General features: G+C 72.2%; 12 protein-coding genes. 7 read left to right on the forward strand and 5 right to left on the reverse strand.

Annotation, left to right across the window (positions count from 1 at the left end):
* Positions 1 to 45 precede the first annotated feature (45 nt).
* From LO772_RS21445 to LO772_RS21465, 5 genes are all read left to right on the forward strand, one after another.
* Positions 46 to 954: a hypothetical protein gene (locus tag LO772_RS21445; RefSeq protein WP_231773660.1), complete on the forward strand. Its 909-nt coding sequence runs from the start codon at positions 46 to 48 to the stop codon at positions 952 to 954.
* 76 nt (positions 955 to 1,030) lie between these two features.
* Positions 1,031 to 2,953, forward strand: a complete 1,923-nt coding sequence (locus LO772_RS21450) for a hypothetical protein (protein WP_231773661.1) — start codon at positions 1,031 to 1,033, stop codon at positions 2,951 to 2,953.
* Between the two features lie 170 nt (positions 2,954 to 3,123).
* A complete protein-coding gene (locus tag LO772_RS21455) occupies positions 3,124 to 3,978 on the forward strand; it encodes a hypothetical protein (RefSeq protein ID WP_231773662.1) in 855 nt (284 codons plus the stop codon).
* 119 nt (positions 3,979 to 4,097) lie between these two features.
* Positions 4,098 to 4,769, forward strand: coding sequence for a response regulator transcription factor (locus LO772_RS21460; RefSeq protein ID WP_231773663.1), 672 nt, complete (start codon positions 4,098 to 4,100; stop codon positions 4,767 to 4,769).
* Positions 4,770 to 4,861: 92 nt separating this feature from the next.
* Positions 4,862 to 6,169, forward strand: coding sequence for an ATP-binding protein (locus LO772_RS21465; RefSeq protein WP_231773664.1), 1,308 nt, complete (start codon positions 4,862 to 4,864; stop codon positions 6,167 to 6,169).
* Between the two features lie 7 nt (positions 6,170 to 6,176).
* Here the strand turns inward: LO772_RS21465 and LO772_RS21470 are convergent, their stop codons facing one another.
* Complete coding sequence (locus tag LO772_RS21470; protein ID WP_231773665.1) at positions 6,177 to 6,677, reverse strand: GtrA family protein; 501 nt, start codon at positions 6,675 to 6,677, stop codon at positions 6,177 to 6,179.
* Positions 6,674 to 7,189, reverse strand: a complete 516-nt coding sequence (locus tag LO772_RS21475; RefSeq protein WP_231773666.1) for a GtrA family protein — start codon at positions 7,187 to 7,189, stop codon at positions 6,674 to 6,676. The genes LO772_RS21470 and LO772_RS21475 overlap by 4 nt, the downstream gene beginning before the upstream one ends.
* Before the next feature lie 252 nt (positions 7,190 to 7,441).
* On the opposite strand from LO772_RS21475, the gene LO772_RS21480 reads away from it, so the two are divergent.
* Positions 7,442 to 8,560 (forward strand): 5-(carboxyamino)imidazole ribonucleotide synthase, encoded by a 1,119-nt coding sequence (locus LO772_RS21480; RefSeq protein ID WP_231779653.1) that lies wholly within the window; start codon positions 7,442 to 7,444, stop codon positions 8,558 to 8,560.
* 38 nt (positions 8,561 to 8,598) lie between these two features.
* Positions 8,599 to 9,072, forward strand: a complete 474-nt coding sequence (gene purE, locus LO772_RS21485; RefSeq protein WP_231779654.1) for a 5-(carboxyamino)imidazole ribonucleotide mutase — start codon at positions 8,599 to 8,601, stop codon at positions 9,070 to 9,072.
* 109 nt (positions 9,073 to 9,181) lie between these two features.
* Here purE and LO772_RS21490 read toward each other — a convergent pair whose 3' ends face one another.
* The 3 genes from LO772_RS21490 to LO772_RS21500 are packed head-to-tail and all read right to left on the reverse strand — an operon-like array spanning position 9,182 to position 11,442.
* Positions 9,182 to 9,601: a CoA-binding protein gene (locus LO772_RS21490; RefSeq protein WP_231779655.1), complete on the reverse strand. Its 420-nt coding sequence runs from the start codon at positions 9,599 to 9,601 to the stop codon at positions 9,182 to 9,184.
* A 56-nt stretch (positions 9,602 to 9,657) separates the two neighbouring features.
* Positions 9,658 to 10,089: a CoA-binding protein gene (locus tag LO772_RS21495; protein ID WP_231773667.1), complete on the reverse strand. Its 432-nt coding sequence runs from the start codon at positions 10,087 to 10,089 to the stop codon at positions 9,658 to 9,660.
* 51 nt (positions 10,090 to 10,140) lie between these two features.
* On the reverse strand, positions 10,141 to 11,442 hold the full coding sequence (locus LO772_RS21500; protein ID WP_269453241.1) for a UDP-glucose dehydrogenase family protein: 1,302 nt from the start codon (positions 11,440 to 11,442) through the stop codon (positions 10,141 to 10,143).
* Positions 11,443 to 11,596 lie beyond the last annotated feature (154 nt).

Below are 11,596 nucleotides of genomic sequence, written 5' to 3' on the forward strand. Positions count from 1 at the left end.
AGCGATGGGGCAAGTCCCGCCCCGGAGAAGGGAGTACGCAGTCCGATGGCCACACGGAGATGGAGGGCCGCCCTCGTCGCGGGAGTGAGCGCGGCGTGTGCGACCGGGGGAGTACTGGCCCTCGGACCCGCGGCCCACGCCGCACCGGCGACCCGCACCGCGCACGTCGTTTTCGCGTGCGCGTGGGAACCGCCGTCCGGAGCAAGCCCGTACGGTCCCGCGTTCACGATCGGCCCCGAACTCGCGCTGCGCGTCGAGCCCGGGGCGGCCGTCGGAGACAAGGTCGAACTCTCGGTGCGCATCGGCGAGTTCAGCCTCCCCACGGACTCCGGTGCGCACGATCTCGCCTACACCGGCGCGACGTTGACCGCGTCCGCCGCCGTCGGGCGGTCCGCCGCCCCCGACGTGACGCTGGCGGCCACCGGCGACGGCAGGGCGGTCGGGGCCGGCGGCGCCGTCGCCCCCGGCGACTTCCGGCAGGCGTACGACCTCACCGAGGCCGGACCGCACACGTTCGTCGTCGACAACGTGACCTTCACCTTCGCCGACCGCACCGACGGCGGTTCGGCGGATCTGAAGTGCAACGCCCAGAGCACCGCGGGCAGTTGGCCCGCGCTCATGGTGAGCGCCGCGAGCACGCCGCCGGCGCCGTCCGGACCGCGGACGCTCCAGCAGGGCGTCCAGGTCTCCGGCTCGGACGACACCTCCCCGACGGCCACCGGCACCCCCACGAGCCCGACGCCCACGACCGGCACGCCGACCACGGCGGCGCCCACCACCTCGGCCCCCGCCGGAACCACCGCCTCCGGTTCCGACGGAGGAAGCCTCGCCCCCACCGGCTCCGGTGGGTCGAAGGTCCTGGCCTTCGCCCTGCTCGCCGCGTCGCTTCTGCTCGGCGGCCTCGCGGTGATCCTGGCCCTTCCGAACCGCCGAAGGCGCCTCCGCTCCGGCTGACCGCCGCCCGGATCGCGGCGGCACACGGAGCCCACGCACGGAGCAACTTCACTTCGGAGATTGGGAATCGCAACCTATGAGGAAAGCCAAAAGGAGAACCGCCGCCCTGCTGGGCGCGGTGACGATCGCCGGCACCGCCGGCCTGACCGCGCTGGCGCCCGCGGCGTACGCGGGCACCGTGACGGTGGACGCGGCGTGCAAGGTGCCGATCGTGGGAGACAAGAACGGCCCCCAGGAGATCAAGGTCGACTTCGACGTCACCGAGGGCCCGGCCGGTGCCACGGTCACCGCCTCCGTCGACATGGGCCCGCCGCCGATCACCAGCCCGATCGCCGTGAACGGCGCCAAGTCGAAGAGCGTCATCCACCTGACCATGTCCGGCGCCGCGACCGGGCAGATCGACCTGGCGAGCCCCGAGACCACGCTCGACATCCCGGCCAACGTACCGATCGACCCCGACCCGTTCACGACCACGTTCACGATCCCCGCGACCGCCGCCGACGGCGCGATCACGTTCGTGCCCACGAGCATGGACAGCACCACGACGGTCCCCGGCTTCGGCGACCAGGTCGCGCCGTGCACCTACACCCCGCAGTCCGGCGGCGACGGCGCCGTGGCCTCGTTCACCGTCAAACCGCTCACCCCCGGTGAGGTGACGCTCTCCGTCACGCCGCACGAGGTCGCGAAGGGCGGCACCGTCCAACTCGGCGGCGCCGGCTGGCCCGAGGGCACGCCGACCGTCGAACTGTGCGCCGCGGCCGACTGCGCCGCCGACCGGTTCGCGTCCCAGGACGCCGCGGTCGGGGCGGACGGCAAGCTCACCGGCTCCGCCGTCCTCGCCGACACGGTCGAGCCCGGCGCGTACACCGTCAAGGTCACCGCCGGCACGGGGGCCGAGGCGAAGACCAAGGAGGCCGCCCTCACCGTCGCCGAGGAGGCCACACCGGAACCCAAGGTCACCGTGACCCCGTCCTCCGGCAAGGCGGGCGACAAGACCACCGTCGCCGGGACGGGCTTCCCGGCCGACCAGGACGTCGAGATCGCCGGGGTCAAGGCCGACGGCAGCCGTACGTCCGACGCCGCGGTCACCGCGAAGGCCGACGCCCAGGGCGCCTTCTCCGCCGACTACCCGGTCGGCGACCAGGACACCGCCGCGATCAGGGCGACGTCCGGCGACGTGTCGGCCCAGGCCGCGTACACCGTGAAAACCGACGACACACCGCCGCCGTCGGACCCGAACGGCGTCGAGGTCACGGTGCCGTACTCCTGCACCACCGTGGTGGAGGGCTTCGACATCGACGTCCCCGTCATGACCCCGACCCTGGGCGTCACGGTGCTGCTGCCGAGCAGCGCCGCGAAGGGCGACACCGTCGACGTGCAGGTCGCCTTCAAGGACCAGGTGATCAGCGACATCCCGAGCGTCGCGGGCGACCTCCAGAACGGCCTGCACGGCATGGTCACCCCGACGATGAACGTCGTCGTCTCCGACGGCGTCAACGACCCCGGCATCGTGCCCACGACCGTCGCGGCGTTCGACGTCGACATGTCACCCGGCGGCAAGATGCGCGGAGGCCCGCTCACCGGCACCTTCGAGGTGCCCGGCGGCGGTACGTTCTCCTTCACCCCGGGCGAACTCGTCCTGGTCATCGACGCGGCGGCCGGCCCGATCACGGTCACCGCGACCAGCACCTGCAAGCCGACCGGCGACGTCCCGGTGTCCGCGACGCTGACCGCGACGGGCGAGCCCGGAGGCCCGCCCGGACAGCAGAACGGCGGCGCGTCCGGCGGCTCCAACGGCGGCTCGAACGGCGGCACGGACGGCGGCGGGAAGGCCAACGGCGGTACCGACGGCGGTGCTTCCGGCGGCGACCTCGCCAAGACCGGGTCCAGCGCCTCGACCCTCGACGCCTTCGCGCTGGTGGCCGGAACCGCCGTCCTCGCGGCCGTCGGCGTGATGCTCCTGCTGCCCCGACGCCGCCGCGCGCGGGCCGGGAGCTGAGCCAGGCGCGGACATACGGCCACGTGCCGCGGGCCCCACGGAAACGCGAAACCGGGTCCTCCGCTCGGGAACACCCGGGCGGAGGACCCGTTCGCGTACTGTGCGTGCGGGAAAACCCGTCTCCCGGCGGGCGGCCGATGCGAACACCGATGAAGGGACCGCGATTTCCGATGGCTCGACGCAAGGCCGCCCGGTACGCCCTCGGACTCGCGGCGACCGTGGCCGCGTGCCTCGCCGGGCCCCTCCCGCAGGCCGCCGCCGGAACACCGGTGGCCATGCGGGTGACGTGCGAACTGCCGCTCGGCCAGGGCACGCACACCGGCGAGCAGGTGGTGACCCTGGACGCCCCCGCCGAGCCCGTGCGGCCCGGCGACAAGGTCAGAATCCGGGTCACCCTCGGCCCCAGCTTCGCGACGAGCCCCATAGCCCTGCCCGGCACCCCCCTGACGCCGTCCATCGAGGTCGTCCTCTCCGGCGGCGCGACCGGCACGGTCCGGCTGTTCGGCCCCCAGACGCTCGTCGACATCCCCGGCCACCCGGACCCCATCGTCGTGCCGCCCTACGAAGGCGAGCTGACCGTCCCCATCGAGGCCCGCGGCGACATCGCGCTGGCGCCCGGCAGGATGGTCACCAACACCACCGTCCTCGGCGTCCAGACCACGACGTGCACGCCGGACGCCCCCGCCGCCGTCTCGACCGTCGTCGCGGTCGCCGCGGACGCGCCCCTCACCGCCCCCGAGGGACAGGCCGCTCCGCCCGCCGACCCGCGGGCGCCGCGGACCGCTGTCCCCGCCCCGCCCCCGGTCACCGAGGCGCCCCTCCTCGGCACGGCCACCGCGACCGCCGAGCCCACCGGGCCCGAACCGTCGAGCGCGACGCTGAAGGCCGAAAACCGCTCTTCCTCCGACGGCGACGACGGGATGTCCGGCGCCACCGTCTTCGGAATCGCCGCGGGCGCACTGGTGTTGCTGATGGCCGTCGTGACCATGCTCATGTCCTGGCGCCGGCACACCGACGACGACTGACCGCGCGCCCCCGCGCCCGCCGGATACCCGCCGGTACGCCACGGCTGCCGGGCCCCTCGGGTGCCCGGCGTACGGACAGGTACGGGACCAACCGGCTTCTGGGTTCTACGATCGGGGCCATGACCCGCGTACTGCTCGCCGAGGACGACGCCTCGATCTCCGAACCCCTGGCACGCGCGCTGCGCCGCGAGGGCTACGACGTCGAGGTGCGTGAGGACGGACCGACGGCCCTGGAGTGCGCCGCCCAGAGCGGCGTGGACCTGCTCGTGCTGGACCTCGGGCTGCCGAAGATGGACGGCCTGGAGGTCTGCAGACGCCTGCGCGCCGAGGGCCACGGATTCCCGGTGCTCGTGCTCACCGCCCGCGCCGACGAGGTCGACACCGTGGTCGGGCTCGACGCCGGCGCCGACGACTACGTCACCAAGCCCTTCCGCCTCGCCGAACTGCTCGCCCGCGTCCGGGCCCTCCTGCGCCGGGGCGCGGCCGAGGTCGGCCAGGGCGTGCACGGCGTACGCATCGACGTCGACTCGCACCGGGCCTGGATCGGTGAGGAGGAACTCCAGCTCACCGCCAAGGAGTTCGACCTGCTCCGGGTGCTCGTCCGGGACGCCGGGCGGGTGGTGACGCGCGATCAGCTCATGCGCGAGGTATGGGACACCACGTGGTGGAGCTCGACGAAGACCCTCGACATGCACATCTCCTGGCTCCGCAAGAAGCTCGGCGACGACGCGGGCAACCCGCGCTACATCACCACCGTGCGCGGCGTCGGCTTCCGCTTCGAGAAGAGCTGAGGCCGACTACCCTCGTTCCCTGAAACGGACGCCCGCACCGGCGGCGCGGTCACCGGCAGGACACGAGAACGGAAACGGGAACGGCCGTCACAGTGCGTCGCAGGCTCATCAACGCCACCCTCGGTGTGGTGCTCGTCGTCGTGGCCGTGCTGGGCATTCCGCTCGCACTCGTCGAGACGAAGGCGATCGAGACGACCGCGCGCGACAACCTCAAGTCCGAGGCCGCGCGCCTTCTGGAGACCGTCGAGCTGCGGCTCGCGGCCGGTGACGAACCGGACACCCAGTTGCTCGCCCGCATGGTCACGCCGCCGCGCTACGCCGCGATCGGCATCCCGAACCGCCCGGTCCTGGAGTTCGGCGCCAAGCCCGGCGGCGAAACGTTCGAGGTGACGATGCGCGGCGAGCTGGGCGAGACGGTGACCGTCGCGGAGTCGCGCGACAAGGTGAGCACCGAGGTACGCGACTCGCTGCTGCTGATCCTCGGTGTCGCGCTGCTCGCGGTCGCCGCCGCCGCCGCGCTCGCCGTCTGGCAGGCGCAGCGCCTGGCCCGCCCGCTCACCGAGCTGGCCGAGACCGCCGAACGCCTCGGCTCCGGCGACCCGCGCCCGGGCCGGCGCCGCTACGACGTCCCCGAGCTGGACCGCGTCGCCGAAGTGCTCGACCGCAGCGCCGAGCGCATCGCGCGCATGCTGACCGCCGAACGCCGCCTCGCCGCGGACGCCTCACACCAGCTGCGCACGCCGCTGACCGCGCTGTCGATGCGTCTCGAGGAGATCATCGAGACCGAGGACCACGACATCGTCAAGGAAGAGGCCGCGATCGCGCTGGCCCAGGTCGAACGCCTGACCGATGTCGTCGAGCGGCTGCTCACCAGCACCCGGCGCGGGGCGCCGGGCCGTGACCCGCGGACGGCGTCCGCGGTGACCGTGCGCGTCGACGACGTCGTCCGGCAGCAGGTCGACGAGTGGCGCCCGGCGGTCACGAAGGCCAACCGGGCGATCCGCGTCACGGGGGAGACGGGGCTGGAAGCGGTCGCGACACCGGGCGCTCTGGCGCAGGTGCTGGCGACGCTGCTGGAGAACGCGCTCATGCACGGCGACGGCACGGTGACGATCCGGACGCGGCGCACCGGCACGTCGGTCGTCGTGGAGGTCGAGGACGAGGGCACGGGCGTGTCCGACGTCCTGGGGGCACGGGTGTTCGAGCGCGCGGTCAGCGGCCACAACTCGACCGGCCTGGGCCTGGCCGTGGCCCGCGACCTCGCGGAGGCGGACGGCGGCCGTCTGGAGCTGCTGCAACTGAGCCCGCCGGTGTTCGCGGTCTTCCTGGCCGCCAACCGGGGCAAGGCCACGGACCACGGCGCCCACGACGGTGACCGCGGCGCGGCCGGGCGCCCGTGACGCGGGGTCAGCGGCGCGAGCCGGTGGACTCCTGCGCGAGCAGCCGGGCGGCCTCGCGGTCCAGGGCGTCCGCGTGGGTCCCGGTGAACACCCACGTGCGGTAGGACCAGAAGCGGAAGAGCGTGCCCAGCGGCAGGCCGATCGCGTACTTCGCGACGTTGTCCGCCTTGGTGCTGGTGAAGTCGAGCAGGTAGTGCGAAACCGCGACCGCACCCGCCTCGATCGCCATCCCGACACCGCTGAACAGCAGGAACAGCAGGACCTCGCGGCGCTGGTCGGCCGATTTGCGGTGCTTGAACGCCCAGAACCGGTTGCCGATGTAGTTCACACCGATCGCCACGGCCGTCGAGATGATCGACGACCGGACGGGCGCGAGATCGAGCTGGTACAGGCAGACGTTGAACACCAGGATGTTCACGAACACACCGAACCCGCCCACGGCGCCGAACTTCAGCGTCTCCTGGACGAGGTATCCGAATCGCGCGTAAACGCGCTTGAGGGCGTTCACGAGGTACCGCCGCCGGTTTGGGACATCGCGGGCTCCGACGAGGCCGAGGCCTCCGGCTGCTTGTGCTTGAACACGAATGTGCGGAACGCCCAGAAGCGGAACAGGGTTCCGAGGGCCATACCGACAATGTTGCCCGAAATGTTGTCGGCCAGCGTCCCGGTGAGGCCCATCAGGTGGTGCGACACGAAGACGCAGGACGCCTGGATGCCCGCCGCTATGGCGCTGAACACGAAGAACATCGTGTATTCACGGGTGACACCCGTGCGCTCGCGGTTCCGGTACGTCCAGTAGCGGTTGCCCACGTACGCCACGATCGTGGCGGGCACCGAAGAGATGATCTTCGAGGTGACCGCTCCCAGGCCCAGGTACAGGCACAGGTTGAAAACCGCGACGTCGACGGCATACGCCAGACCACCGGCGATCAGAAACTGCGTGATCTCGGTACGCGCTCGGGCGATGCGCCCCTGCCGTGCTTCCGGATCGGCTGTCGGACCCGCGGGGGCGGCACTCACCGGCTCTCCTGACTGCACAGACGACTCACCTGACGAGAGTAGCCGCAACCGGTGGGTGTCCTCGCGAGACGTCGGCGCAGCTGTTGCACAGTCATTACACGCGCAAAGGCATGATCGGGGGCACTGTCCGGAGTACGCCGGTACGTCCCTCACGTCACACCGGTACCGTCCCCTCCGCCCGCTCCCGGCCGCGTCCGAGCCGCCGTTCGTGGCCGGATATCCTTGGTTCCCGTGACTTTTCCGATCGTCGGCATGGTCGGGGGCGGCCAGCTCGCCCGGATGACCCAACAGGCCGCAATCCCCCTCGGCGTGCGCCTGCGCGTCCTCGCGTCCGGGCCGGACGAATCCGCGGCCCAGGTCGTCGCCGACGCCGTCGTCGGCGACGAGGCGGATCTCGACGATCTGCGCGCGTTCGCCCGTCCGTGTGACGTCGTCACGTTCGACCACGAGCAGGTTCCCACCGCGCTGCTGCGCGCCCTGGAAGCCGACGGTGTGGCCGTGCGCCCGGGGCCGGACGCGCTCGTCCACGCCCAGGACAAGGGCGTCATGCGCGAGCGCCTGGCGGCCGTCGGGGTGCCGTGCCCGCGCAACCGGATCGTCGCCGACCCGGCCGACGTCGCGGCGTTCGCGGACGAGGTCGGCGGGTGGCCGGTGATCCTCAAGACGACGCGCGGCGGCTACGACGGCAAGGGCGTGTGGGTCGTCCGCGGCCCCGAGGAGGCCGAGGCGCCCTTCAAGGCCGGGGTCCCCGTGCTGGCCGAGGAGAAGGTCGATTTCGCCCGCGAGCTGGCCGCCTGCGTGGTCCGCTCGCCGCACGGGCAGGCCGTGGCGTACCCCGTCGTGGAGAGCGTCCAGGTCGGCGGCATCTGCCACGAGGTGATCGCGCCCGCGCCCGGCCTGTCCGAGGAGCGTGCGGTCGCGGCGCAGCGGATCGCGCTGACCATCGCGGGCGAGCTGGGGGTGACCGGGCACCTCGCGGTCGAACTGTTCGAGACGCGCGATGGGCGGATCCTGGTCAACGAACTGGCGATGCGGCCCCACAATTCCGGCCACTGGACCATCGACGGCGCGGTCACCTCGCAGTTCGAGAACCACCTCCGCGCGGTCCTCGACCTGCCGCTCGGCGACCCCCGAGCGCGGGCGCCGTGGACCGTGATGGTGAACGTGCTCGGCGGCGACTACCCCGACATGTACCGCGCGTACCTGCACGTCATGGCCCGCGACCCGGGCGTTCGCGTGCACATGTACGGCAAGGACGTCAAACCCGGCCGCAAAGTCGGCCACGTGACCGTGTGCGGCGACGATCTGGACGATGTCCGTGAACGCGCCGCCCACGCCGCCGCCTACCTGCGAGGGAGCATCACCGAGTGACCACCGCCCCGCCCGCCGCTCCGGTCGTCGGCATCGTGATGGGCTCCGACTCGGACTGGCCGGTCATGAAGGCCGCCGCCGAGGTCATGGACGAATTCGGCATCCCGTACGAGGCCGACGTCGTCTCGGCGCACCGCATGCCGAACGAGATGATCGCGTACGGCGCCGACGCCGCCGGCCGCGGCCTCAAGGTGGTCATCGCGGGCGCGGGAGGCGCCGCCCACCTGCCGGGCATGCTCGCGTCGGTGACCCCGCTGCCGGTCATCGGCGTCCCCGTGCCGCTGAAGTACCTGGACGGCATGGACTCGCTGCTGTCGATCGTGCAGATGCCGGCGGGTGTGCCGGTCGCGACCGTGTCGGTCGGGGGCGCGCGCAACGCGGGCCTGCTGGCCGTGCGCGTCCTCGCGGCCCACGACCCGGCGCTGCTGGCGCGGATGACGGACTTCCAGGCCGAGCTGAAGGCTCAGGCCACCGAGAAGGGCCGCCGGCTGCGGGAGTCCCTTCGGGACTGAGCCGGAGTCGTTCGGGACCAGACAGGATCAAGGGAAGAAAAGTGCCGTCCGATGGCCCTTTTCTTCCCTTGATGGTGTCGGGTGCCGCGTCACGCGGACCAAGCGGCGTTCAAACCGGACTGGCCAGCCTCACCCGCTGCAGGCTGACCGCCGCGCAGCGGTCCATGACCATGTCGAGGCCGGCGGCGGTGGTGCGTGCGTACGCCGCGGGGTCGACGACGTCGAGCTGGAACCAGACGGCCTGCGCGCCGATCCGGACGGCCTGGTCGGCGATGTCGCCCGCCCGCGACGGGTTGACGAAGACGTTCACGACGTCGACCGGGAACGGGATGTCGGCGAGTGAGGCGTAGCCGGGCTCGCCGTGCACGGTTTCCGCCCGGGGGTGGACCGGCACGATGCGCTTGCCCCATTGCTGGAGGTGGGCGGCGACCGCGTAGGCCGCGCGGTGCGAATTGGTGCTGAGTCCGACGACCGCCCACGTGCGGTGGGAGAGGATGCGCCGGATGATCGCGTCGTCGACGTACGACATGCTGTGCCCCTCACGCTCTCGGGGGATGGTGGACAGGGCCGCTCGCACGCGCTCCTTCAGGCGCCGATGAGACGAGGCCATTCGATCGCCGGGCAGCGGTCGACCACCACCCGGAGGCCCGCGTCGACGGCCATCGCGACGGCGTCGTCGTTGACGACGCCGAGCTGATACCAGATCGCCTTCGCCCCGATGGCCACCGCCTGCGTGGTCACCTCCGGGGCGAGTTCGGCGTTGACGAAGACGTCCACGACGTCGACGGGGTCCGGGACCTCCTCCAGCAGCGCGTGGCCGCGCTCACCGTGGACCGTCTCGGCCTTGGGGTGCACCGGAATGATGCGTTTGTCGTGGCCCTGCAGGAATCCGGCCACGCCCCAGGCGGGCCGGGCCATGTTGGAACTCAGCCCGACCACGGCCCACGTCTTGTACCGGATCAGGAAGTCCCTGATCGCCTCGTCGTCGGTGATGACACCGGGAGCGTCATATGCCATGCGGCTAATCGTGCACCCCGCTCCGCCGCGCCACCACACGACGGAGTGAAATCACGGTCGCCCGAGCGCCCGGAACGTCCATCCCGCCGCGCGCCAGCGCGGGGAGTCGAGAGCGTTGCGACCGTCGATGATGGCGCGTTCCGCGACGATCTCGGCCAGCTCGGCGGGGTCGATCTCCCGGAACTCGCGCCATTCGGTCAGATGGAGGACGACGTGCGCTCCGCGCGCGGCCTCGAACGCGCTTTCGGCGTAGCCGAGACCGGGGTACATCTTGCGGGCGTTGTCCATGGCCTTGGGGTCGTAGACGGTGACCTCGCCGCCCTGGAGCTGCACCTGCGCGGCGACGTTGAGCGCGGGCGAGTCGCGGATGTCGTCGGACTCCGGCTTGAAGGCGGCGCCGAGCACCGCGACCCGGCGGCCGAGGAAGCCGCCGCCGCACGCCTCGCGGGCCAGGTCGACCATTTTGAAGCGGCGGCGCATGTTGATCGCGTCGACCTCGCGCAGGAACGTGAGCGCCTGGTCCACCCCCAGCTCGCCCGCGCGGGCCATGAAGGCGCGGATGTCCTTGGGCAGGCAGCCGCCGCCGAATCCCAGCCCGGCGTTGAGGAACAGCCCGCCGATGCGGGGGTCGTACGACAGTGCCCGGGACAACTGCGTGACGTCGGCGCCCGCCGCCTCGCACACCTCGGCCATCGCGTTGATGAACGAGATCTTCGTGGACAGGAACGCGTTGGCGGACACCTTCACCAGCTCGCTCGTGGCGAAGTCGGTGACCAGGAACGGCACTTCCGCGTCGATCAGCGGCGCGTACACCTCGCGCAGCCGGGCCTCGGCGGCCTCGGAGCGGACGCCGACCACCAGGCGGTCGGGCTTGAGGGTGTCCTGGACGGCGTGGCCCTCGCGCAGGAACTCGGGGTTCCAGGCGAGTTCGGCCGCGCTGCCGCACGCCGCCTTCTCCGCGAGGCGTTCGGCGAGCCGTGCGGCGGTGCCGACCGGGACCGTCGACTTGCCGACCACCAGGCAGGGGCGGTCCAGGTGCGGGGCGAGGGCGTCGACGGCCTCGTCGAGGTAGCGGGTGTCGGCGGCGAACTCGCCCTTGCGCTGCGGCGTCCCGACGCAGATGAAATGCACGTCGCCGAACGCGGCGGCGTCCTCGACCGAGGCGGTGAACCGCAGGCGGCCGGACGCGAGATGGGGGGCGAGCAGGTCCTCCAGGCCCGGTTCGTAGAAAGGGGCCCGGCCCGACTGGAGTGCGGCGACCTTGTCGGGGTCGACGTCGACCCCGACGACCTCGTAGCCCAGCTCCGCCATGCATGCCGCGTGGGTGGCCCCGAGATAGCCGGTGCCGATCACGGTGATGCGGAGTCCGGTGGCGGTGTTCTCGGTGGCCTCGTGCTCGGTGTCGTGGGCTCCGGTGCTGCGGGGTGCGGTTGCCACACCGCCTCCAGACGTCGTCGGGGGCTTGCGTCGTGCGTACGCCCGGATCGTAGTCCGCGCGGGGCACTCG

The sequence above is a fragment of the Yinghuangia sp. ASG 101 genome (genome assembly GCF_021165735.1).
GTDB lineage: Bacteria > Actinomycetota > Actinomycetes > Streptomycetales > Streptomycetaceae > Yinghuangia.

What these genes read in the sequence shown, in the direction of transcription:
- LO772_RS21445 (WP_231773660.1), top strand. Translation starts at nt 46, where the DNA reads ATGGCCACACGGAGATGGAGGGCCGCCCTCGTCGCGGGAGTGAGCGCG.
- LO772_RS21450 (WP_231773661.1), top strand. Translation starts at nt 1,031, where the DNA reads ATGAGGAAAGCCAAAAGGAGAACCGCCGCCCTGCTGGGCGCGGTGACG.
- LO772_RS21455 (WP_231773662.1), top strand. Translation starts at nt 3,124, where the DNA reads ATGGCTCGACGCAAGGCCGCCCGGTACGCCCTCGGACTCGCGGCGACC.
- LO772_RS21460 (WP_231773663.1), top strand. Translation starts at nt 4,098, where the DNA reads ATGACCCGCGTACTGCTCGCCGAGGACGACGCCTCGATCTCCGAACCC.
- LO772_RS21480 (WP_231779653.1), top strand. Translation starts at nt 7,442, where the DNA reads ATGGTCGGGGGCGGCCAGCTCGCCCGGATGACCCAACAGGCCGCAATC.
- purE (WP_231779654.1), top strand. Translation starts at nt 8,599, where the DNA reads ATGGGCTCCGACTCGGACTGGCCGGTCATGAAGGCCGCCGCCGAGGTC.
- LO772_RS21490 (WP_231779655.1), bottom strand. Translation starts at nt 9,601, where the DNA reads ATGTCGTACGTCGACGACGCGATCATCCGGCGCATCCTCTCCCACCGC.
- LO772_RS21495 (WP_231773667.1), bottom strand. Translation starts at nt 10,089, where the DNA reads ATGGCATATGACGCTCCCGGTGTCATCACCGACGACGAGGCGATCAGG.